This window comes from Pseudomonas auratipiscis, from assembly GCF_036324085.1.
Lineage (GTDB): Bacteria > Pseudomonadota > Gammaproteobacteria > Pseudomonadales > Pseudomonadaceae > Aquipseudomonas > Aquipseudomonas auratipiscis.
On the sequence record NZ_JAZDCU010000004.1, the window covers coordinates 321,532 to 342,244 of the forward strand.

The 20,713-nt window shown below is 57.3% G+C and carries 17 protein-coding genes and 3 tRNA genes; 16 read left to right on the forward strand and 4 right to left on the reverse strand.

Features of this window, described 5'->3' with window-relative positions; genetic code table 11:
• Together V0R60_RS08035 and folD are read right to left on the reverse strand one after the other, a co-directional pair.
• A complete protein-coding gene (locus tag V0R60_RS08035; protein WP_330079357.1) occupies positions 1–1,047 on the reverse strand; it encodes an ornithine cyclodeaminase in 1,047 nt (348 codons plus the stop codon).
• 276 nt (positions 1,048–1,323) lie between these two features.
• Positions 1,324–2,178, reverse strand: coding sequence for a bifunctional methylenetetrahydrofolate dehydrogenase/methenyltetrahydrofolate cyclohydrolase FolD (gene folD, locus V0R60_RS08040; protein WP_136477360.1), 855 nt, complete (start codon positions 2,176–2,178; stop codon positions 1,324–1,326).
• 285 nt (positions 2,179–2,463) lie between these two features.
• On the opposite strand from folD, the gene V0R60_RS08045 reads away from it, so the two are divergent.
• The 9 genes from V0R60_RS08045 (at position 2,464) to V0R60_RS08085 (ending at position 9,976) form a co-directional block, all read left to right on the forward strand.
• Positions 2,464–2,540 (forward strand) — tRNA-Arg (locus V0R60_RS08045).
• A 41-nt stretch (positions 2,541–2,581) separates the two neighbouring features.
• A tRNA-His gene (locus V0R60_RS08050) sits at positions 2,582–2,657 on the forward strand.
• Between the two features lie 53 nt (positions 2,658–2,710).
• A tRNA-Leu gene (locus V0R60_RS08055) sits at positions 2,711–2,795 on the forward strand.
• Positions 2,796–3,046: 251 nt separating this feature from the next.
• Positions 3,047–5,455 (forward strand): TonB-dependent receptor, encoded by a 2,409-nt coding sequence (locus V0R60_RS08060; protein ID WP_330079358.1) that lies wholly within the window; start codon positions 3,047–3,049, stop codon positions 5,453–5,455.
• 13 nt (positions 5,456–5,468) lie between these two features.
• Positions 5,469–6,401 carry a ChaN family lipoprotein gene (locus tag V0R60_RS08065; RefSeq protein ID WP_330079359.1) on the forward strand — a complete coding sequence of 311 codons (933 nt, stop codon included), beginning with the start codon at positions 5,469–5,471 and terminating at the stop codon, positions 6,399–6,401.
• Positions 6,402–6,425: 24 nt separating this feature from the next.
• Positions 6,426–7,367: a ChuX/HutX family heme-like substrate-binding protein gene (locus V0R60_RS08070; RefSeq protein ID WP_330079360.1), complete on the forward strand. Its 942-nt coding sequence runs from the start codon at positions 6,426–6,428 to the stop codon at positions 7,365–7,367.
• On the forward strand, positions 7,367–8,203 hold the full coding sequence (locus V0R60_RS08075; RefSeq protein ID WP_330079361.1) for a heme/hemin ABC transporter substrate-binding protein: 837 nt from the start codon (positions 7,367–7,369) through the stop codon (positions 8,201–8,203). Before V0R60_RS08070 ends, V0R60_RS08075 begins: the two co-directional genes overlap by 1 nt.
• A gap of 38 nt (positions 8,204–8,241) precedes the next feature.
• Positions 8,242–9,210, forward strand: coding sequence for a FecCD family ABC transporter permease (locus tag V0R60_RS08080; protein ID WP_330079388.1), 969 nt, complete (start codon positions 8,242–8,244; stop codon positions 9,208–9,210).
• A gap of 1 nt (position 9,211) precedes the next feature.
• Positions 9,212–9,976: an ATP-binding cassette domain-containing protein gene (locus V0R60_RS08085; RefSeq protein WP_330079362.1), complete on the forward strand. Its 765-nt coding sequence runs from the start codon at positions 9,212–9,214 to the stop codon at positions 9,974–9,976.
• A 5-nt stretch (positions 9,977–9,981) separates the two neighbouring features.
• On the opposite strand, the gene V0R60_RS08090 is transcribed toward V0R60_RS08085, so the two are convergent.
• Entirely contained in the window at positions 9,982–10,947 is a 966-nt protein-coding gene (locus V0R60_RS08090) for a FecR family protein (RefSeq protein ID WP_330079363.1), read from the reverse strand.
• Positions 10,947–11,459, reverse strand: coding sequence for a sigma-70 family RNA polymerase sigma factor (locus V0R60_RS08095; RefSeq protein ID WP_330079364.1), 513 nt, complete (start codon positions 11,457–11,459; stop codon positions 10,947–10,949). The genes V0R60_RS08090 and V0R60_RS08095 overlap by 1 nt, the downstream gene beginning before the upstream one ends.
• Positions 11,460–11,646: 187 nt before the next feature.
• Here V0R60_RS08095 and V0R60_RS08100 point away from each other — a divergent pair, with 187 nt between their 5' ends.
• The 7 genes from V0R60_RS08100 to V0R60_RS08130 all read left to right on the forward strand — a co-directional run bounded on the left by V0R60_RS08100 (position 11,647) and on the right by V0R60_RS08130 (position 20,691).
• Positions 11,647–11,949 (forward strand): DUF6388 family protein, encoded by a 303-nt coding sequence (locus V0R60_RS08100; protein ID WP_330079365.1) that lies wholly within the window; start codon positions 11,647–11,649, stop codon positions 11,947–11,949.
• Between the two features lie 274 nt (positions 11,950–12,223).
• Positions 12,224–13,534: a trigger factor gene (gene tig / locus V0R60_RS08105; RefSeq protein ID WP_330079366.1), complete on the forward strand. Its 1,311-nt coding sequence runs from the start codon at positions 12,224–12,226 to the stop codon at positions 13,532–13,534.
• Between the two features lie 91 nt (positions 13,535–13,625).
• The gene (gene clpP / locus V0R60_RS08110) at positions 13,626–14,267 is read left to right on the forward strand and encodes an ATP-dependent Clp endopeptidase proteolytic subunit ClpP (protein ID WP_136477357.1); all 642 of its coding nucleotides are present in this window, start codon (positions 13,626–13,628) and stop codon (positions 14,265–14,267) included.
• A 106-nt stretch (positions 14,268–14,373) separates the two neighbouring features.
• Positions 14,374–15,657, forward strand: coding sequence for an ATP-dependent Clp protease ATP-binding subunit ClpX (gene clpX / locus V0R60_RS08115; protein ID WP_136477356.1), 1,284 nt, complete (start codon positions 14,374–14,376; stop codon positions 15,655–15,657).
• 150 nt (positions 15,658–15,807) lie between these two features.
• Positions 15,808–18,204 carry an endopeptidase La gene (lon, locus tag V0R60_RS08120; RefSeq protein WP_136477355.1) on the forward strand — a complete coding sequence of 799 codons (2,397 nt, stop codon included), beginning with the start codon at positions 15,808–15,810 and terminating at the stop codon, positions 18,202–18,204.
• Between the two features lie 146 nt (positions 18,205–18,350).
• A complete protein-coding gene (locus V0R60_RS08125; protein ID WP_038613039.1) occupies positions 18,351–18,623 on the forward strand; it encodes an HU family DNA-binding protein in 273 nt (90 codons plus the stop codon).
• Positions 18,624–18,819: 196 nt separating this feature from the next.
• Positions 18,820–20,691, forward strand: coding sequence for a SurA N-terminal domain-containing protein (locus tag V0R60_RS08130; protein WP_136477354.1), 1,872 nt, complete (start codon positions 18,820–18,822; stop codon positions 20,689–20,691).
• Positions 20,692–20,713: the final 22 nt, after the last annotated feature.

Consider the following 20,713-nt stretch of genomic DNA (forward strand, 5'->3'; position numbering starts at 1 on the left):
TCAGGCAATTTTCTTTGTGGCATTTGCCAGGGGTTGGTGCAGCAGGGCGAACAGGTTCTTTGGGTCGTCCAGCTCTGGTACCAGGGCGATATCCCGACCGATGTTCAGCGCTTTGGCGGTATCCAGTACATAGCGCAGGGCCGAGTAGTCCTCCAGGGCAAAGCCTACCGAGTCGAACAGCGTTACCTGTTCGGCATACTCGCGGCCCGCCGCCTGGCCATTGACCACTTGCCAGAATTCGGTGGTCGGCGAATCGGCAGGCATCTGCTGAATCTCGCCCTCGATGCGGCTTTGTGGTTCGTACTCAACGATCACGCGTGCGCGTTCGACGATATCGCGGTGCAGTTCGGTCTTGCCCGGGCAGTCCCCACCTACGGCATTGAGGTGCATCCCGGGTTCGATCATCTCTGGCGTCAGAATGGTTGCATAGGCTTTGTCAGCAGTGACCGTGGTGACGATATCGGCACCGCGCACGGCTTCGGCCACAGACCCTGCGATGGACACCCGTAGCTGCGCAAAGGCACTGAGATTGGCGACCAATTTAGCGCTGGCCTTGGGGTCCAGGTCATACAGGCAAATTTCTTCGATGCCCAGCAAGGTATGGAATGCAAGTGCCTGGAATTCACTTTGAGAGCCGTTGCCAATAAGTGCCATGCGTCGGCTTTGCGGGCGGGCCAGGTAGCGCGCGACCAAGGCGGAGGTAGCGGCGGTGCGAATGGCTGTGGTCAGGGTCATTTCGCTGAGCAGCACCGGGACGCCGGTATCGACATCGCCGAGGGCGCCAAAAGCCATGACCGTGAGCATGCCGCGCTGGGTGTTTTTGGGGTGGCCATTGACGTACTTGAAGGCGTACAGGCTGTTGTCGGATACCGGCATCAGTTCGATCACGCCATCGGGCGAATGGTTGGCCAGGCGCGGGCATTTCTCGAAATCGTGCCAGCGCAGGTAGTCCTCACGGATGTACTCGGCCATTTCGCTGATGCAGGTACCCAGTCCCTTACGGGCGACCAGGTGGCTGAGGTCAGTGATATCGATATAGCGGGTCATGATGAGCTCCTTTGTTATTTGCACCGAGGCACGCAGCTGGGGCCGGTATGCCTATTGTCGATGTGTCAAGGGAGCTATCTCGGCTGAAACACGCTGGGCGCCCAGCCGGTTATGCTGAAATATGTTGTTTGGCAGCGGAATCGGCTGTCAGTGGCAGTAGCGTTGCAGAGCGATTTATCAGAGCCAGGGAAACTGACGCATCACCCGCAGCTCGATTATTCAGGCACAAAAAAACGGCACCTTCGCAGGTGCCGTTTTGCATTGCCAGATCAGGCCTTACTTGTGCAGCTCTTGTGCTGCATACAAGGTGTTCTCCAGCAGACAGGCCCGAGTCATAGGCCCGACACCCCCTGGAACCGGGGTGATCCAGCCGGCGCGGGGCAGAGCGGTCTCATAAACTACGTCGCCGACCAGCTTGCCATCTTCCTGACGGTTGATACCGACGTCGATGACAATGGCGCCTTCCTTGATCCACTCACCTTTGACCAGGCCCGGCTTGCCAGCGGCAACCACTACCAGGTCGGCGCGGCCGACATGGCCTGCCAGGTCCTTGGTGAAACGGTGGGTGACGGTAACGGTGCAGCCAGCCAGCAGCAGCTCCATCGCCATTGGCCGACCGACAATGTTCGAGGCGCCGACAATCACGGCGTTCATGCCATACAGGTCCTGCCCGGTGCTTTCCAGCAGGGCCATGATGCCTTTGGGCGTGCACGGGCGCAGCAGCGGGATGCGCTGGGCCAGGCGGCCAACGTTATAAGGATGGAAACCATCGACATCCTTGTCCGGGCGAATGCGCTCGAGCAGCAGCGATGCATCCAGGTGTGCGGGCAGTGGCAATTGCAGGAGGATACCGTCGATGCTCTCATCATCATTGAGGCGATCGATCAGGTCGGTCAGGGCCTGCTGGGTGGTCTCGCTCGGCAGGTCGAATGCCTCGGAGATAAAACCGACCTCTTCGCAGTCTTTACGCTTATGCGATACATAGACTTGTGAAGCGGGGTCGGTGCCGACCAGGATCACCGCCAGGCCTGGAGTACGCAGGCCTTGCTGGCGACGCTCCACAACACGTTGGGCGATCTGCTGGCGCAGGCTGGCGGCGATCGCCTTGCCGTCAATAAGGTGTGCAGTCATGACGCGTGATTAACCATCGAGAGGGAATAAAAAGAGCGCGCATTCTCGCATGAAGGGGGCTGAGGGCAAAGGCGCTTGGTCCGGGTATTCCCCTAAGCCCTTAAATAAAATGAATTTTTTTTAAAAAAGAGTTGACGACCTAACCACTCGTCTATAACATTCGTCGCACTTGTCGGGCAGAGCCTAGCACTGGTTAGCAAGGTCAGGCAGAATGAGCGGATTTGGTAGCTTGTTCGGTACGGCTAAAAGTTAATTTGTAATCGTAACAGAAAGCAGATTAAATATGCGCCCGTAGCTCAGCTGGATAGAGCATCCGCCTTCTAAGCGGATGGTCGCAGGTTCGAGTCCTGCCGGGTGCGCCAATAGGCAGCTTAGGCACAAGTAAAGCGGTAAATGCAATATGGTGGGCGTAGCTCAGTTGGTAGAGCACAGGATTGTGACTCCTGTTGTCGTGGGTTCGATCCCCATCGTCCACCCCATATTCCAGAAGGCGCCCGATGAAAATCTGGCGCCTTTGCTTTAAAAGCTTCATGCGGACGTGGTGAAATTGGTAGACACACTGGATTTAGGTTCCAGCGGCGCAAGCTGTAAGAGTTCGAGTCTCTTCGTCCGCACCATATAAGCTTTCATCGCCCTTCACTGAAGCGCATGAAAGCCTCGAAAAAGCCGCCTAGTGCGGCTTTTTTTTTGCGCCGATTTTTTCTTCTGCTGCCCTTCAGTCATTCCTTCCTTGCTAGATTGCGTACAGCGCCCACGCCTATCGGTGTTCTTATTCAGCTTTAATTTTGTAAAAGATTCTGATTTAGATTTCCCTTTTTCCTGTGTCTGCGTGACTTCTCTAGTAATACTGATATCTAGGGAGCTTCACGTGAACCGTACGCAGGTGGCCACCGTTCGGGGTGCGCATCACAACAACAAGCATGTCGGCCCCGGATTGGCCCGCAGTTTCCTGACGGTGGCATTGTTGGCAGGTAGCTGGGTGGGCGGTTCGACGCTGCATGCAGCCGAAACAAGTAGCCAAAAGGTATCTGCTCGCCAGGCGTACAACATTCCAGCCGGGCCCTTGGGGCCGGCACTCAATCAATTGGCAGTTCGTACCGGCATTATTCTGACCTACGCGCCTGAGCTGGCATTACAACGCAGTACGCAGGGCCTCGATGGCGAGTATTCGCTGAGGGAGGCTTTCGACCTGTTGCTCAATGGCACGGGACTGTGGGTCGAGCGCATGAAAGATCGTAGCTATGTGCTACGGGTCAATGCGCGCAGCAGTTCAGCGCTGGAAGTCGGGGCCACTATGGTCAAGGCTCAGGCGGATCGACCAGGGGCTATCCAGAGCAGCCGTGATGCGCATGTCGAACGCCAGGACTTGAACAGCCTGGTGCGCTCCATGCCGGGTTCCTACACCTTGCATTCGCGCAGTCAGCCTGGTGTCTCGGTGAACATCCGTGGATTGGCCGGCTATGGCCGGGTCAACACTATGATTGACGGTGTTACCCAAACTTTTCGCAACAATGCTGGGCACGGTTCTGGCGGACCGATGGCGTTTGTCGACCCCAATCTTGTAGCCGGCGTCGATATCCAACGAGGTTCTGTCGATGGTGCCGAGGGTGCTAATACCTTGGGTGGCAGCGCCAACTTCCGCACGTTCGAGATCGACGATATCGTCAAGCCGGACCACCGTGTCGGTCTGCGTACCACCTACCGCACCGGCAACAATGGCTACGGCAATACGCGAATGTTAGCGGCGGGCGCGCGCACCTTGGCCGAAGACAGCGAGGGTGTCTATGGCGTGGTCGCCGCGGCGAGCAGCACGCAGACAGGTGAGTACAAGACTAGCAATGGCCAGAGCAACGAATATGACACCACCAAGCAGAGCCCGCGCTCGGGTTTGCTCAAGGTGCGTTTGCAGCCCAACGACATGCACCGCCTGGACCTGACCGGGGTGCACTATCGCAACGAGTTCTATCACAACTATCCCTGGCAACTGCGCAACGAAACCTACCGTGCCAAGTACGCTTTCACGCCCTACAGCGAATGGCTGAACCTGACAGTCAACGCTTACCAGAACAAGACCGAACTTGAGTATCCGCCGGTCGAAGACTCCCAGTATATTGGCCGCAAGACCCGCGACGATGCCCATGGTTTTGACCTGACCAACGTCAGCCGTTTCAATCTTGGGCCGGTAGAGGCAAGCTGGAGTAACGGAGGGCGTTATTACACCGACGACTTCGTTGCGCAAACCCCGGAAAAGCGCGGCGCCAATCCGGAAGGTAAGCAGCAGACCCACAGTCTGTTCACTACCCTGGACTTCAACTACGACATCTATGCCCTGACACTGGCTGCCCACTATGACGGTTACAAGGTCAGCGGGCATGTGCCGAAGTGTTCGATCGTCGGCCAGTGCCTGGATATCGGCGGTGGTGATATCGATGTGACCAACCGTGAACACAGCTTCAACCCGCGGGTGGGTTTCTCGGTCAAGCCCTACGAATGGGTGCAGCTCTATACCAGTTGGTCCCGTACCTCACGGGCGCCGCGAGTGCAGGAAATGTTCTTCGAGAAGGTGCCGCTCGAGGCAGATGCCAGCGATGCCGACGGGGTGGGTGCCAACCCATTCCTGCGCCAGGAGCGTTCGACCAACTACGAGTTTGGTTTCAACCTGACCCGCAGTGGACTGCTGGCTGCCGATGACTTCGCGCAGATCAAGGTCAATCGCTTTATCAGCAAAATTGACGGCTATATCACACCGCAGTCGTTCGCCATCCTTGATGACGAAGGTGAAGAGGCCTGGAAGCTTAACTGGGTGAATTGGCCGGAGGAAGTGCGCATGAGCGGCTATGAAGTCGAGGGTCGCTACGATGCCGGCTTCTTCTATACCAACCTGTCCTGGACCCGAGCTACGACCAAATCGCCAACCACCTCAGGAATCGAGCTTGAGGACATCAACTCCCAGCCGGACCGCTACTGGACCCTGGACCTCGGTACGCGCTGGTTGGATGAGCGCTTGGTCATCGGCGCCCGCGGCGAGTACGCCGGCCCGTCAGAAATCAGCTGGGACTACTACGAGACCAAGAAGAGCAAATCCACCGGGGTGATCTGGAACCTCTACGGCAGCTATCGGGTGCAGGACAACGTCAGCTTGTTCTTCAACGTCGAGAACGTCGAAAACAAGGTCTATGACAACAGTGCATCGGTGGACTATCTCATGTCTGCGGTCATGGACCAGGGCAACGGTCGGGGTCGCACAACTTCGTTCGGCATCACCCTCGAATACTGACAGGCAGCCGTAAATGTTCAAGTCTTCCTTTATATGGTTGGGCCTGTTGCTGTGCGCTGGATGTACCAGTGTCAACGCACCAATGCCTGACAGTGCTTATCGCCAGGTTCAAGCAAGCATCCCCGAGTGGGGCGCCATCATTGATTTGGCCAGCGGTGAACAGATTGCGGCTGAGCAACTGCTGGAAGAGCTGGCAGGTGCCAGCACAGTGATGATCGGTGAGGTCCATGTGAACCCCGTCCATCACCTGATCGAGCAGTGGCTGGCCACCCGTCTGGCCGAGCGTCGTGCGCAGGGTGCGGTTGTACTGGAAATGCTTGGCAGTGACCAGCAGCGCCCGGTCGATCAGGTCAGGGCGTGGTTGGCTCAGGGCAATCAAGTACGCGCCAAGCGCTTGAAACAGATCATCCAGTGGGACGAGCGCTGGAGCTGGGCGCAGTACGGCGCGTTGGTCGAGTCATTGATGCTTGCGCCTGCGCCGCTGCTGGCGGGTAATTTGTCCCGAGCGCAGCGTAACCAGCTGATGAGTGCGCCCCCTGTCGATGTTGCAGGGCTGTTTGCCAACCCTGCAGTCGCGGCCCTGCAGCGCAAGCAAATCATCGATATGCATTGCGGGCAGATCGACCGTGCCCGTTTGGACGCCATGCTGGCGATCCAGTATGCCCGCGATCTGCGTATGGCTCAGGTGCTGGATCGATCACCTGCGCCAAGGCTGTTGATTGCCGGCACCTTGCACACCCTTAAAAGTCAGGGGGCCCCCCTCTATCTCCAGCAAGGGCCGACAGATGCTGCGCTCAAAGTCTTGGTGATGGGTGAGCAAGGGCAGCCTGTTACTCACAAGGATGCCGACTACTTGTGGTTGCTGCCCGCCCACGACACCAGCGGTACGGCTTTGTCCGGCGGTGCGCCCGACTGCGGTGAGCCCTCTACTAGCGCTGTTCATTGAATCTGACACGACCAGGAGTTAGCCATGATTGATATGACAGGGGCCGAACTGGCCGCGTGTATCGGTATCGATTTTCGCGCATTGCAACTATCGTCGACTGCGCTCGCAGAGCAGCTACACACCCTTGGTGAAGTACGCACCCGAACTACAGCGGGTGCCGCGTTCATCGAGCAGCTCGGTAGCTTCCCATGCTCTGAGGATGTTTCCGAAGCGGGCCTGGTAATAGGTGAGGACGGCCTCGACTTGCGTCTGAACCTGCGCGCCTGGTTCTGGATCGGGATGCGCCATGATCCCCGGCATGAGCAGTTCAGTTTGACAGTGTTTGATCGTCAGTGCCGTTGTCTGCTGACTTTGACGTCCACATCCGGATCGCAGTTGTCTGCTTGGGTTGCGCTGTACGCGCAAAGCAAGGTCGCATTGCCGCAGTTCGATGATCGCAACACCTTTGCGCCGCGTGAAATGCAGGCGCCGGGCTTGTTGCAGGATTGGGCGGCAATGGCCAACGTACACGATCACTTTGCGCTGCTCAAACGCCATGGCTTGAGTCGCTACGAAGCCAATCAGCTGGTAGCCGCTCAATTTTCCAGGCAGTTGGAGTTGAGGAGCTGCACCGCCTTGTTTGAGTTGCTGGCAGCCAGTGGATTGGAGTTGATGTTGTTCATTTACAGCGCTGGTAGCGTGCAGATTTTTACCGGCGTGCTTGTCGATATGCAGCGAATAGAAGGTGCCCTGGTTTTCAATATGCCTGCTACCGAGCTGGCAGCGCCGACGTTGTTCTCGATCACCGACGCATCCGCTACAGAGGTGTGGCAGGTGCGCAAACCCAATGAGCAGGGCGGGGTGACAAGCCTGGAGTTGTTTGATGATGAGCAGCGACTGATTGTTCAGGTGTTTGCCCGCCGTCCCGCTGGGCAGCCTGAGCAGAGCGCCTGGCGAGAATGGCTCGAAGCACTGGAGTCGCATTGATGAGAGCTGCGTGTTTGAAGGTGCTGCTGCTTGTAAGTAGCTGCTTTGCGACGGCTCACGCCGAGCAGGCCGATACCTTGGTTATCGGCGCAGATCTGGCTGAAATCGTCGATCAGTTGCAGGCTACATCGCGGTTGCTGGGACGTGATGACTCCAGTCTCCACCCGGCTCAGGTGGCCAGTTTGCCGTCCGTTGGCTACCTGCGTCAGTTGTCCGCTGAAGGAATTCTCGCCCTCAAGCCCAAACGCGTATTGATCAGCGATGCCGCACGCCCGGCCATCGTGGTACGCCAACTGGAATCGGTAGGGCTGGAAGTGATCAGGGTGGATCGAGGTAAGTCGATCAATGACATTGCGCGCAAAATCCAACAAGTGGCTGTAGCGATGGGGCGTGAAGAGCGCATGCACAGCTTGATCGCCAAGCAGCAGGTGCTGACAGCCGAACTGGCAGCAGTACCTCGACTCGAGGGCCGCAAAGCGCTGTTTATCTTCAATCGCACGGGTATGACGCCCTTGGTTATGGGGCGTGACACGGAAGCGAGCGCGGCGCTGGAGCAGGCTGGGATCAGTAATAATGCGAGCTTCAAGGCCTACAAGCAGGTGGCGGGCGAGTCCATGGTCGCTTTGGCTCCCGATTTCGTCATCATCAGCAAGGCAGGGCTGCAGGCGTTGGGTGGAGAAGACAATCTGTGGAAGCTCGGTGGCCTGGCGTTGACACCTGCGGGGCGAGCGCGGCGCCTGGTGCAGGTGGATGATCAGGCGCTGCTCAACCTTGGGCCGCGTACTGCCGCGGCGATGTTGCAGTTGCGTCAGGATGCAGGGGCGTTATTTCAATGAGCACAGTGCAAAGAACGTCATTGCCGATCTTGCTGTGTATGTTGGCCGGGCTTTGTGGATTGCTCATCCTGTGTTCACTTGTGGGCAGTATCGGCCTATCACCAAGGATTTTCCTTGGTGTAATGCCGGGGCCTCTGGAGTGGCAGGTGTGGAGTGAGGTGCGCTTGCCGCGTCTGCTGCTGGCGGTGTTGGTTGGTTCCACCCTGGCCGTTGGCGGAACCGCTATGCAAGGGCTGTTTCGCAATCCATTGGCAGACCCCACGCTGCTTGGTCAGGCCAGTGGTGCGGGGTTGGCGGTGTCAATCTGGATAGTGCTGTTCAATGGACGTTTCGCGGGGCTTGAGTTGTATGGCCAGTTCTTCGCTGGCTTTGTAGGTGCGCTGTTGGTGACATTGGTGATTTTTCACATTGGCCGTGGTTATCAAGGCCGAGCGTCAACCATCACACTTTTGTTGGCTGGGCTGGTGATCAACACCCTGACCGGCGCCTTGGGCGGCATCCTCACTTATCTGGCCAGTGAGGAGCAGCTTCGCCAGTTGAGTCTGTGGGGAATGGGCAGTTTGACTAGCGCCCAATGGTCGACCTTGAGTGTGGCTTGCGTGGTGTTGCCGCTGGCCCTTTGGGTGTTGGCGCGAGTTGCCGCAGACCTCGACCTTTTTCAGCTTGGCGAAGTCAGCGCGCATGCTGCAGGTCTTGATAGCGAACGTCTGAAAAATCGCGTGGTGCTTGCCTCTTCATTAGGTGTGGGCTTGTGCGTGGCGTTGACCGGGATCATCGGCTTTATCGGCTTGGTGGTGCCGCATTGCTTGCGTCTGTACTTCGGTCCCGGTCATCGCTTGCTGATCCCGGCTTCGATGCTCTGCGGCGCGATCTTGCTGTTGCTCGCCGATACCCTGGCGCGCAGCCTGACCAGCCCGGCGGAGATTCCGGTCGGGCTGGTAACCAGCGTGATTGGTGGGCCTTACTTTCTTTGGTTGTTGCTAGGGCGCAGGGCCCGGGAATTCTGACATGCTGGAACTAATCGACATAACTCTGAAGCAGCCGTTTGTCCTGGGCCCTTTGCATGAGCGTATAGAGCCTGGCCAGCTTCTTGGCTTGATTGGTCCCAATGGTGCAGGTAAGAGCACATTGTTGTCGCTGATCTCCGGCTATCTGGCACCGGCTAGCGGGGAAGTGCGCCTGTTTGGCCAGCCATTGGGCACTTTTACACCGCACCAATTGGCTCAGCGCCGCGCCCTGGTCACCCAGCACAGCGAAAGTGCTTTTGACTGGCCCGTGCGCGAGTTCATTCGTCTGGGGCAGTCGCATGCCGGTGAGCCACTGGCTGTCATTGTTGATGCGCTGGATATCCGTCACTTGCTCGACCGTGGCGTGCTGTCCCTGTCGGGGGGCGAAATGCAGCGCGTATGTATTGCTCGGGCGATCAATCAATTAGCGATCGATCCGTTGAGGGCGGACGATAACCAGCAGTCTTGCCTGTTATTGCTTGATGAGCCCACCAGTGCCCTGGATATTGGCCAGCAACAGAACCTCATGCGCCTGTTGCGGCGCTTGGCGAGTTCGCCGCGAATTGCTGTGGTTTGCGTAATGCATGACCTGAACCTGGCGGCACACTACTGTGACAAGGTGTGGTTGCTGGAGCAAGGTCGCTTGCGCGCCAGTGGTACGCCAATTGACGTGCTCGATGCCAATTGCATTGGTGAGGTATTTGGTGCACAGGTCAGCGTGGTTGCCGATCAGGTACAGGGGGTTCGTATCGAGTTGGCTTTGTAAGGCAATCAGCGCGAGGCGACCGTGACCCAGTAATTGCTGCGCCGGTGAATTTGCACGGGCAGCGAGTGGGGCAGGGCGTCGAGAATCGCGTCGCTGTTGAGCAGCGGATAGACTCCGGAGACATGCAAACTGGCCACTTCCTCGCTACAGCGCAGTAATCCCGGGCGGTAGCGGCTCAGTTGGGCGAGGAAGGCATCCAGGCGCATGGCGTCTGCGATCAGTACGCCCCGGCTCCAATCAGGTTCATGCCCGGCAGGACCTTGGCTGTCGATTGCTGCCTTGGAAAAGCGCGCTTGTTCACCCGGAGCGAGGCGTAAGGTAGCGCTGCTTGCTTGCGCAGGCTGTAGTGCCACGGCGCCTCCGAACAGCGAAACGTGGGTAACACCGGTTTGCAGTTCCACCATAAAGCGGGTGCCCAGTGCGTGGACGGTGCCTTGTGCAGTTTTCACGCTCAGTGGACGTAGTTTTGTACTCGGCTCATGGCCGCTGTCGAGGAGTATCCGTCCGCGGCGCAGGTGCACAAGCCGTCGGCGTTCGTCGAATTGCACCCGGACCTCGCTGTCGGCATCCAGGATCAATTGGCTGCCATCGCTGAGGCTTATCGTGCGAGGTGCGTGGGCGCCATTGCTATAGGCGATTTCCCCAGTGTTGCCAAGGCCTGCTCGGTAGGCCAGGGCTCCGGCGCTACCTATCATGCCGAGTACCAGCAGCGTCTTCAGTGCGCGTCTGCGCTCGTGCGGTGGCGGTTGTCTCGTGAGGCTTCGGTAGCCTGCCTTGGGCTCCAGGCCCGCCAAGCGTAGGCGCATGGCTTCGATATGCTGCCAGGCCCGTTCGTTGTCCGCACTGGCGGCGCGCCAACGCTGCAGGGCCAGCTCTTGGTCCGGGCTGAGGTTGCCTTCCATGCTCAAGGTCAGCCAGTGGGCGGCTTCTCGGGCGGTGCGAGGGCTGAACGCGGTGTTGGCGGTGTTCATTACAGTGTGCAGAAGAAGCAGTGCTGGTTGGCGCGCACCAGATAGAATTTGACCGATCGTGTACTGACGCCCAGGCGGGCGGCAATTTCGGCGATTTTCAGGCCCTGCAAGTGGGACAACAGAAATGCCTCGCGTACCTTGCCGGGCAAGTCATCAAGCAGGCGATCCAGCAGGGTCAGGGCTTCGAGGGCCAAAAAACGCACTTCTGGTGACGGCTCGACTTTTTCTGGTAGCAGCGCCAAGGCCTCCAGGTAAGCCTGCTCTACCAGGCGGCGACGGTAGACGTTGGCCATCAGGCGGCGTGCCACTGTGGACAGGAACGAGCGGGGTTCGCGAATGCTGAACAGGTCCTTGGCGCTCAGAATGCTCAGGAAGGTGTCCTGAGCAATGTCGGCAGCGTGCTCCGAGCAGCCGATACGCTGGCGCAGCCAACGATGCAGCCAGTGATGGTGGTCCTGGTAGAGCGTTTGCACACAAGTGTTGACCGAAGCAGGGGTAGGACTGGATTCCATCGGGATGCATGCCAGGGTGGAGCGAAATGAAAAGTCAGTATAACGATACTCATTATCAAATGATAATTGTTTTTGTTTGTCTTTCGTGCGGTCGAGCGTTGCGGCGCACTGGTGACAAGGGGGCAAAAGCTGATAGATTTCAGCCGGTTGAGGCCGTGATCAACGGCAAGGTAGCGAGGACAGCGTCATGATTTCGAAAGAGCGCCAGGACAACGCATTGCAGCGTTTCGCCGAAGCCAATCCGCAGCTACTCGAAGAAATTGCCGGGCTAAGCGCCCATGAGCAGCATCAGCAGATTGAGTGGGCCTTCGAGGATGCTGCGCAGGAGCAGGGTCTGGAGCCTTGGGAATTGACCCTGCAGCTGATTGCTGGTTCCGAGGCAGAGCTTAAAGCCATGCGCCTGGAAGTGCATCGGCAGGTAGCCGAAGCGCTGGGTATGGGGTGGGACGAGTATTGCAGTATCAATGAGATCGACGATTCGGCGCCCTGAGCGTGCAGGCTCGATCCTGTAGTGTTTTAACAAGTATTTCTGGCTGCTTGGAACCCGGTGTGTCATCTCGATCAGGAGAGGCGTCCAGGCCTTGAGCAGCGGGTCTTGAGCATCCCCGGGCAAGGTTTTTGCCGGGGTCTATAAATGAAATGGACCGGCGTACTTTCCCGTCGTCTTGAACGGGGTGACTTCTGGTCTTTGAGCCACTAGAATGTTTGCCCTTGATTCTGGAGTCGGGTATCGCCGGCTAACGTCTGTGCAACGAGGAATATCCATGCAAGTTTCTGTTGAAAATACTTCTGCTCTCGAGCGCCGCATGACCATCGCCGTTCCGGCAGAGCGCGTCGAGAACGAAGTCAACAAGCGTCTGCAACAGACTGCCCGTCGCGCCAAGGTTGCAGGCTTCCGTCCTGGCAAAGTGCCGATGAGCGTGATCCGTCAGCGTTATGAAGATGCTGCCCGTCAGGAAGCCTTCGGCGACCTGGTCCAGGCTTCTTTCTACGAAGCTGTGGTCGAGCAGAAGCTGAACCCGGCTGGCGCCCCTGCCGTTGAGCCAAAGTCGTTCGAGAAAGGTGGTGACCTGGAGTTCGTCGCTATTTTCGAAGTATTCCCTGAGTTCACCGTTGCCGGTTTCGATTCGATTGCTGTCGAGCGCCTGAGCGCCGAAGTGACTGACGCCGACCTGGACAACATGCTGGAAGTCCTGCGCAAGCAGAACGTTCGTTTCGAAGTCGCAGATCGTGCTGCCCAGAACGAAGACCAGTTGAACATCGATTTCGTTGGCAAGGTCGACGGTGAAGCCTTCGCCGGTGGTTCGGCCCAGGGCACCCAGTTGGTTCTGGGTTCCGGCCGCATGATCCCGGGCTTCGAAGAAGGTCTGGTCGGCGCCAAGGCTGGTGAAGAGCGCGTTCTGAACCTGACCTTCCCTGAGGATTACCAGAACCTGGACCTGGCTGGTAAAACTGCCGAGTTCACCGTTACTGTCAACAGTGTTTCCGAGCCTAAGCTGCCAGAGCTGACCGAAGAGTTCTTCGCCCAGTTCGGCATCAAGGAAACCGGCATCGACGGTTTCCGCGCTGAAGTTCGCAAGAACATGGAGCGTGAGCTGCGTCAGGCCATCAAAACCAAGGTCAAGAATCAGGTAATGGACGGCTTGGTAGCTGCCAACCCGATCGAAGTACCTAAGGCGCTGCTGGAAAACGAAGTCAATCGCCTGCGCGTACAAGCTGTTCAGCAGTTCGGTGGCAACATCAAGCCTGAGCAACTGCCGGCCGAGCTGTTCGAAGAACAAGCCAAGCGTCGCGTAGTGCTGGGCCTGATCGTCGCCGAAGTGGTCAAGCAGAATGACCTGAAGCCAGACGAAGCCCGTGTGCGTGAAATGATCCAGGAAATGGCTTCGGCTTACCAAGAGCCTGAGCAAGTCGTGGCTTGGTACTACAAGAACGACCAGCAACTGAACGAAGTTCGTTCGGTTGTGCTGGAAGAACAAGTTGTGGATACTGTTCTGCAGAAAGCGACTGTGACCGATAAATCGGTCTCGTACGAAGAAGCAATCAAGCCAGTGCAGGCTCCTGCCGCTGACTGATTTCCTTCTCGCGTAGGAAAACACCACAAGCCAGCTTTCGAGCTGGCTTGTGCGTATTCAAGACATGACTATTTGGGAGTGAGTGCAGGACATGTCCCGCAATTCTTATTATCAGCAGAGCTCTGACATCCAGGCCGCAGGTGGCTTGGTCCCGATGGTTATCGAGCAGTCCGCTCGTGGCGAGCGTGCCTATGACATCTACTCGCGCCTTTTGAAGGAACGAGTGATCTTCCTGGTTGGCCCGGTAGAGGACTACATGGCCAACCTGATCGCGGCGCAATTGCTGTTCCTTGAAGCGGAAAACCCGGACAAGGATATCCATCTTTACATCAACTCACCGGGCGGTTCGGTGACTGCGGGCATGTCGATCTATGACACCATGCAGTTCATTAAGCCGGATGTTTCCACCGTGTGCATCGGTCAGGCTTGCTCCATGGGCGCCTTCCTGCTGGCTGCCGGTGCCCAGGGCAAGCGTCACTGCCTGCCGAATTCGCGCGTGATGATTCACCAGCCGCTGGGTGGTTTCCAGGGGCAGGCGACGGACATCGAAATCCACGCCAAGGAAATCCTCTCCATCAAGTCGCGGTTGAACGAGTTGCTGGCCTTCCACACTGGCCAGGACCTTGAAACCATCAAGCGTGATACCGAGCGCGACAACTTCATGAGCGCGCAACGTGCTGCCGAGTACGGCCTGATCGACTCGGTACACGACAAGCGGCAAATGGCTGTCTGATAAGGCAATAAAGCAGGTGGTTGGGTTTTCCCGCCACCTGTGGGCTTGAAAAAGCCCGCAATAGCCTTCATCTTGTGTTGCAAGCCTACCGGATTGGATCGATCGAATGACTGACACCCGTAACGGCGAGGACAACGGCAAATTGCTCTATTGCTCCTTCTGCGGCAAAAGCCAGCATGAAGTGCGCAAGTTGATTGCCGGCCCCTCGGTATTTATCTGCGACGAGTGCGTCGACCTGTGCAATGACATCATCCGCGAGGAGGTGCAGGAAGCCCAGGCCGAAAGCAGCGCGCATAAACTGCCTTCGCCGAAAGAAATCAGCACCATCCTGGATCAGTATGTCATTGGTCAGGAGCGTGCGAAAAAGGTACTGGCGGTAGCGGTGTACAACCACTACAAGCGCTTGAACCAACGCGACAAGAAGAACGACGATGTCGAGCTCGGCAAGAGTAACATCCTGCTGATCGGTCCGACGGGCTCGGGTAAAACCCTGCTCGCCGAAACCCTCGCGCGTCTGTTGAATGTACCGTTCACCATCGCCGATGCCACCACCCTGACCGAAGCCGGTTATGTGGGCGAAGACGTCGAGAACATCATTCAGAAACTGCTGCAGAAGTGCGACTACGACGTAGAAAAGGCCCAGATGGGTATTGTCTACATCGACGAAATCGACAAGATCTCGCGCAAGTCGGACAACCCATCGATCACCCGTGATGTTTCGGGTGAAGGTGTGCAGCAGGCGCTGCTCAAGCTGATCGAAGGCACGGTCGCCTCGGTACCGCCGCAAGGTGGCCGCAAGCATCCGCAGCAAGAGTTCCTGCAGGTCGATACACGTAACATCCTGTTTATCTGTGGCGGTGCGTTCTCGGGCCTTGAAAAGGTCATTCAGGGGCGCTCCACCCGCGGCGGTATCGGTTTTGGTGCCGAAGTGCGCAGCAAGCAGGAAGGGAAGAAAGTCGGCGAGTCACTGCGTGAGGTCGAGCCTGACGATCTGGTCAAGTTCGGTCTGATTCCGGAGTTCGTTGGCCGCCTCCCGGTACTGGCGACGCTTGATGAGCTCGACGAAGCTGCTTTGATGCAGATTTTGACCGAGCCGAAAAACGCACTCACCAAGCAGTATGCCAAGTTGTTCGAGATGGAAGGCGTGGACCTGGAGTTCCGTAGCGATGCGCTCAAGTCCGTAGCCCGCAAGGCCCTGGAGCGCAAAACCGGTGCCCGTGGCCTGCGCTCGATTCTCGAAGGCATCCTGCTCGATACCATGTATGAAATTCCTTCGCAGAAGGATGTCAGCAAGGTGGTGATCGATGAGAGCGTCATCGATGGTTCTTCGCAGCCGCTGCTGATCTACGAGAACAGCGAGCCGCAAGCCAAAGCTGCACCAGACGTCTGAGTCGCCCGTCGGCTCGAATCTGCAAGGGGCCTTCGGGCCCCTTTGCTTTTCCTGTCGTAGAGCTTGTTTTTTTGCGGGGCTGCCCCCACATTAAACCCACGCTCAAATTCCACCGGTTTCCGGCCACCAGGCCGCTGTAGAGGCGAAATCATGAAGACCACCCTCGACTTGCCTCTTTTGCCATTGCGCGACGTTGTTGTCTATCCGCATATGGTCATCCCACTGTTCGTGGGGCGCGAGAAGTCCATCGAAGCCCTTGAGGCCGCAATGACGGGCGAAAAGCAGATTCTTCTGCTGGCCCAAAAGAATCCCGCAGACGACGATCCAGGCGAAGATGCCTTGTATCGTGTCGGCACCATTGCCACTGTTCTGCAACTGCTGAAGCTGCCTGATGGCACCGTAAAGGTGCTGGTTGAGGGTGAGCAGCGCGGTGCAGTTGAGCGTTTCATCGAAGTCGACGGCCATATTCGTGCCGAAGTTTCCTTGATCGACGAGTCGCAGACCGCTGAGCGCGAGTCGGAAGTCTTCGTTCGTAGCTTGTTGTCACAATTTGAACAGTACGTTCAGTTGGGCAAGAAAGTTCCGGCTGAAGTGCTCTCGTCGCTCAATAGCATCGATGAGCCCGGACGCCTGGTCGACACCATGGCCGCCCACATGGCGTTGAAAATCGAGCAGAAGCAGGAAATCCTCGAGATTCTCGATCTGACCACCCGTGTCGAGCATGTCATGGCGTTGTTGGATGCTGAAATCGATCTGCTGCAGGTCGAGAAACGCATCCGTGGGCGGGTCAAGAAGCAAATGGAGCGCAGTCAGCGCGAGTACTATCTGAATGAGCAGATGAAGGCCATTCAGAAAGAGCTCGGCGACAGCGAAGAAGGCCACAACGAAGTCGAAGAACTGAAAAAGCGTCTCGATGCGGCTGGTCTGCCTAAGGACGCCTACGCCAAGGCTCAGGCCGAGCTGAACAAGCTCAAGCAGATGTCACCGATGTCCGCTGAAGCCACCGTGGTGCGCTCTTATCTGGATTGGTTGGTGCAAGTGCCGTGGAAGGCCCAGAGCAAGGTACGCCTGGACCTGGCCAAGGCTGAAGAAATCCTCGATGCCGACCACTACGGCCTGGAAGAGGTCAAGGAACGCATCCTTGAGTACCTCGCCGTGCAGAAGCGGGTCAAGAAGATCCGTGGTCCGGTGTTGTGCCTGGTCGGGCCTCCCGGTGTAGGTAAAACTTCCCTGGCCGAGTCGATTGCCAGTGCCACCAACCGCAAGTTTGTGCGCATGGCCCTTGGCGGTGTCCGTGACGAAGCCGAGATTCGTGGTCACCGGCGTACCTACATCGGTTCGATGCCTGGTCGCCTGATTCAGAAGATGACCAAGGTAGGGGTGCGCAACCCGCTGTTCCTGCTCGACGAAATCGACAAAATGGGCAGCGACATGCGTGGCGACCCAGCGTCGGCACTGCTTGAGGTGCTCGACCCCGAGCAGAATCACAACTTCAACGATCACTACCTGGAAGTCGATTACGATCTTTCCGATGTGATGTTCCTCTGTACCTCCAACTCGATGAACATCCCGCCAGCATTGTTGGACCGGATGGAAGTCATTCGTCTGCCGGGCTATACCGAAGACGAGAAGATCAACATCGCAGTCAAGTACCTCACGCCCAAGCAAATCAAGGCCAATGGCCTTAAAAAAGGCGAACTGGACGTCGACGTCAGCGCTATTCGCGACATCATTCGCTACTACACACGTGAAGCGGGTGTGCGGGGCCTTGAGCGTCAAATTGCCAAGATCTGCCGCAAGGTGGTCAAGGAGCACGCGGGTGTCAAGCAAGTGGCTGTCAAGGTCACTGGCGAGCAGCTTGAGCATTTCCTTGGGGTGCGCAAGTTCCGTTATGGTCTGGCTGAACAGCAGGATCAGGTGGGGCAGGTCACTGGGCTGGCCTGGACTCAGGTCGGCGGTGAACTGTTGACCATTGAAGCGGCGGTGATTCCGGGCAAGGGCCAGTTGATCAAGACCGGCTCGCTGGGCGATGTCATGGTCGAATCGATCACGGCTGCGCAGACTGTAGTTCGCAGCCGGGCGAAAAGCCTGGGTATTCCAGCGGACTTCCACGAGAAGCGTGACACCCACATCCACATGCCTGAAGGTGCAACGCCCAAGGATGGTCCAAGTGCCGGTGTTGGCATGTGTACCGCCCTGGTGTCGGCGTTGACGCAGATTCCGGTACGTGCCGATGTGGCCATGACCGGTGAAATTACACTGCGTGGACAGGTGCTTGCTATTGGCGGTCTGAAGGAGAAACTCCTGGCCGCTCACCGTGGTGGAATCAAGACGGTGATCATTCCTGAAGAGAATGTGCGCGATTTGAAGGAAATTCCTGAGAATATTAAGCAGGATCTTCAGATTAAACCGGTCAAATGGATTGACGAAGTCCTCCAAATTGCGCTGCAATACGCCCCGGAGCCCTTACCAGATGTGGCTCCAGAGATTGTCGCCAAGGATGAAAAGCGCGACAGCGATTCCAAGGAACGAATTAGCACGCATTAGTACGTATTTGGCTGGGGGGCTTTCTTGACGGTATTTTCAGGCCCTTGTTATAAAGCGGCGCTTATGCGTCATTAGGCCACCCAGCGCTTGTTTTGCTTTTCATTACATACTTAGAAACAAACTCAATAGAGATAAGGGGACTTAGAGTGAACAAGTCGGAACTGATTGACGCTATCGCCGCTTCTGCTGACATCCCGAAAGCTGTTGCTGGCCGTGCGCTGGACGCAGTAATCGAATCCGTCACCGGCGCCCTGAAGGCAGGTGACTCCGTGGTACTGGTAGGTTTCGGTACCTTCTCCGTAACCGATCGTCCAGCTCGCACCGGCCGCAACCCGCAAACCGGCAAGACTCTGGAAATCCCTGCTGCCAAGAAGCCAGGCTTCAAGGCTGGCAAGGCACTGAAAGAAGCCGTCAACTAAGACCCTTCCTTCAGGCTCACGCCTAACCGAGCCGGGCTCAAGCCTGGCTTGGCTGCCGGATATCAGGAATCGTTGAAAAGTACCTGTTGTCTGGCCGGTTACGAGAAGGCGCATCTCCGGATGCGCCTTTCTTCTATCAGGAATCTACCCACGCTCCACGGTTGTTTCATTCAGTACAACCGTTTCTGGGGGACGCATGCTGCAGAATATCAGGGACAATTCACAAGGTTGGATTGCCAAGACCATCATCGGTGTCATCGTAGCCTTGATGGCACTGACCGGCTTCGATGCCATCTTCCAGGCCACCACCCACAGCCAGGACGCTGCCAAGGTCAATGGTGAAACCATTAGCCAGAACGAACTGAGCCAGGCCGTCGACATGCAACGTCGGCAGTTGATGCAACAGTTGGGCAAGGACTTCGATCCATCGCTGCTCGATGACAAAATGCTGCGTGAAGCGGCGCTCAAAGGTCTGATCGACCGTAAACTGCTGCTTCAGGGCGCACACGACGCCAAGTTTGCTTTCTCCGAAGCTGCCCTTGATCAACTGATCTTGCAGACGCCTGAGTTCCAGGTTGACGGCAAGTTCAGCCCCGAGCGTTTCGATCAGGTGATTCGTCAGATGGGCTACGGCCGTCTGCAATTCCGCGAAATGCTGGCTCAGGAAATGCTCATCGGCCAACTGCGTGCTGGCCTGGCTGGCAGTGGTTTCGTCACCGATGACCAGGTCAATGCTTTCGCCCGCCTGGAAAAGCAGACACGTGATTTCGCTTCGCTGACTTTCAAGGCCGACCCGGCTGCGGTCAAGGTCACCGACGAGCAGATCAAGGCGCATTACGATGAACACGCCAAAGAGTTCATGAGCCCGGATCAAGTCGTAATTGACTACATCGAGCTGAAGAAGTCGGCGTTCTTCGATCAGGTCACTGTCAACGAAGACGAACTCAAAGCACTGTATGAAAAGGAAATCGCCAATCTGGCGGAGCAGCGCCATGCTGCGCACATCCTTATCGAAGTGAATGACAAGGTGAACGAAGCCCAGGCAAAAGCGAAGATCGAAGAGATCCAGCAGCGCCTGTCCAAAGGTGAAGACTTTGCCACATTGGCCAAGGAATTCTCCCAGGACCCAGGTTCGGCCAACAACGGCGGCGATTTGGGTTACGCAGGCCAGGGCGTCTACGATCCAGCGTTCGAAGAAGCACTGTATGCGCTGAATAAGGATCAGGTTTCGGCCCCGGTGCGTACCGACTACGGCTTCCACCTGATCAAGCTGCTGGGCGTGGAAGCGCCAGAGGTGCCGAGCTTTGCCAGTTTGAAGGACAAACTGACGCGTGAGCTGAAAACCCAGCAGGTCGAGCAGCGTTTCGTTGAAGTCACCAAGCAACTCGAAGACTCGGCCTTCGAAGCGTCCGATCTGGCCCAGCCAGCTCAGGAGCTCGGCCTGAAGGTGCACACCGCACCGGCGTTCGGCCGTGAGGGTGGCGACGGTATCACTGCCAATCGTGCCGTGATCCAGGCAGCCTTCAGCGCTGAAGTGCTGGAAGAAGGTGCCAATAGCACCGCCATCGAACTGGATCCGGAAACCATCGTGGTGCTGCGGGTCAAAGAGCACCTCAAGCCCGAGCAGTTGAGTCTGGAAGTGGTCTCCGACAGTATCCGCAAGCACCTGGCCAAAGAGCAGGCGACTGCAGCCTTGAAGACCAAGGCAGATGCACTGATTGCCGGTCTGCGTGACGGTAGCATCGCCATGGATGCAGCGCAGGACGGTCAGAGCTGGAAGGTTCAGGAAGCGGTTTCGCGTAGCCAGGAAGGTATCGATCCGGCCGAGTTGCAGGCAGTGTTCCGTATGAGCAAGCCTGAGGCCAAGGACAAGCCGGTCTATGGCAGCGTCGTACTCAACGATGGCAGCCTGGTTGTATTGCGCCTCAACGGCGTCAACGAAGGTGCGGCGGCCACCGATGAAGAGAAGTCGGCCTATCGCCGCTTCCTCGCTTCACGTGCTGGTCAGCAGGACTTTGCGGCTTACCGTAAACAGTTGGAAGCCAAGGCGGACATTACTCGCTACTGAGTGATCCACGCTTGAAACAGAA

Bases quoted from the DNA above. Each gene is read 5' to 3' on its own strand.
- V0R60_RS08085 (WP_330079362.1), top strand. From the start codon at position 9,212: ATGCTGGAACTAATCGACATAACTCTGAAGCAGCCGTTTGTCCTGGGC.
- V0R60_RS08065 (WP_330079359.1), top strand. From the start codon at position 5,469: ATGTTCAAGTCTTCCTTTATATGGTTGGGCCTGTTGCTGTGCGCTGGA.
- V0R60_RS08080 (WP_330079388.1), top strand. From the start codon at position 8,242: ATGTTGGCCGGGCTTTGTGGATTGCTCATCCTGTGTTCACTTGTGGGC.
- V0R60_RS08100 (WP_330079365.1), top strand. From the start codon at position 11,647: ATGATTTCGAAAGAGCGCCAGGACAACGCATTGCAGCGTTTCGCCGAA.
- clpP (WP_136477357.1), top strand. From the start codon at position 13,626: ATGTCCCGCAATTCTTATTATCAGCAGAGCTCTGACATCCAGGCCGCA.
- V0R60_RS08035 (WP_330079357.1), bottom strand. From the start codon at position 1,047: ATGACCCGCTATATCGATATCACTGACCTCAGCCACCTGGTCGCCCGT.
- lon (WP_136477355.1), top strand. From the start codon at position 15,808: ATGAAGACCACCCTCGACTTGCCTCTTTTGCCATTGCGCGACGTTGTT.
- V0R60_RS08075 (WP_330079361.1), top strand. From the start codon at position 7,367: ATGAGAGCTGCGTGTTTGAAGGTGCTGCTGCTTGTAAGTAGCTGCTTT.
- tig (WP_330079366.1), top strand. From the start codon at position 12,224: ATGCAAGTTTCTGTTGAAAATACTTCTGCTCTCGAGCGCCGCATGACC.
- V0R60_RS08090 (WP_330079363.1), bottom strand. From the start codon at position 10,947: ATGAACACCGCCAACACCGCGTTCAGCCCTCGCACCGCCCGAGAAGCC.
- V0R60_RS08095 (WP_330079364.1), bottom strand. From the start codon at position 11,459: ATGGAATCCAGTCCTACCCCTGCTTCGGTCAACACTTGTGTGCAAACG.
- V0R60_RS08070 (WP_330079360.1), top strand. From the start codon at position 6,426: ATGATTGATATGACAGGGGCCGAACTGGCCGCGTGTATCGGTATCGAT.
- V0R60_RS08130 (WP_136477354.1), top strand. From the start codon at position 18,820: ATGCTGCAGAATATCAGGGACAATTCACAAGGTTGGATTGCCAAGACC.
- folD (WP_136477360.1), bottom strand. From the start codon at position 2,178: ATGACTGCACACCTTATTGACGGCAAGGCGATCGCCGCCAGCCTGCGC.
- clpX (WP_136477356.1), top strand. From the start codon at position 14,374: ATGACTGACACCCGTAACGGCGAGGACAACGGCAAATTGCTCTATTGC.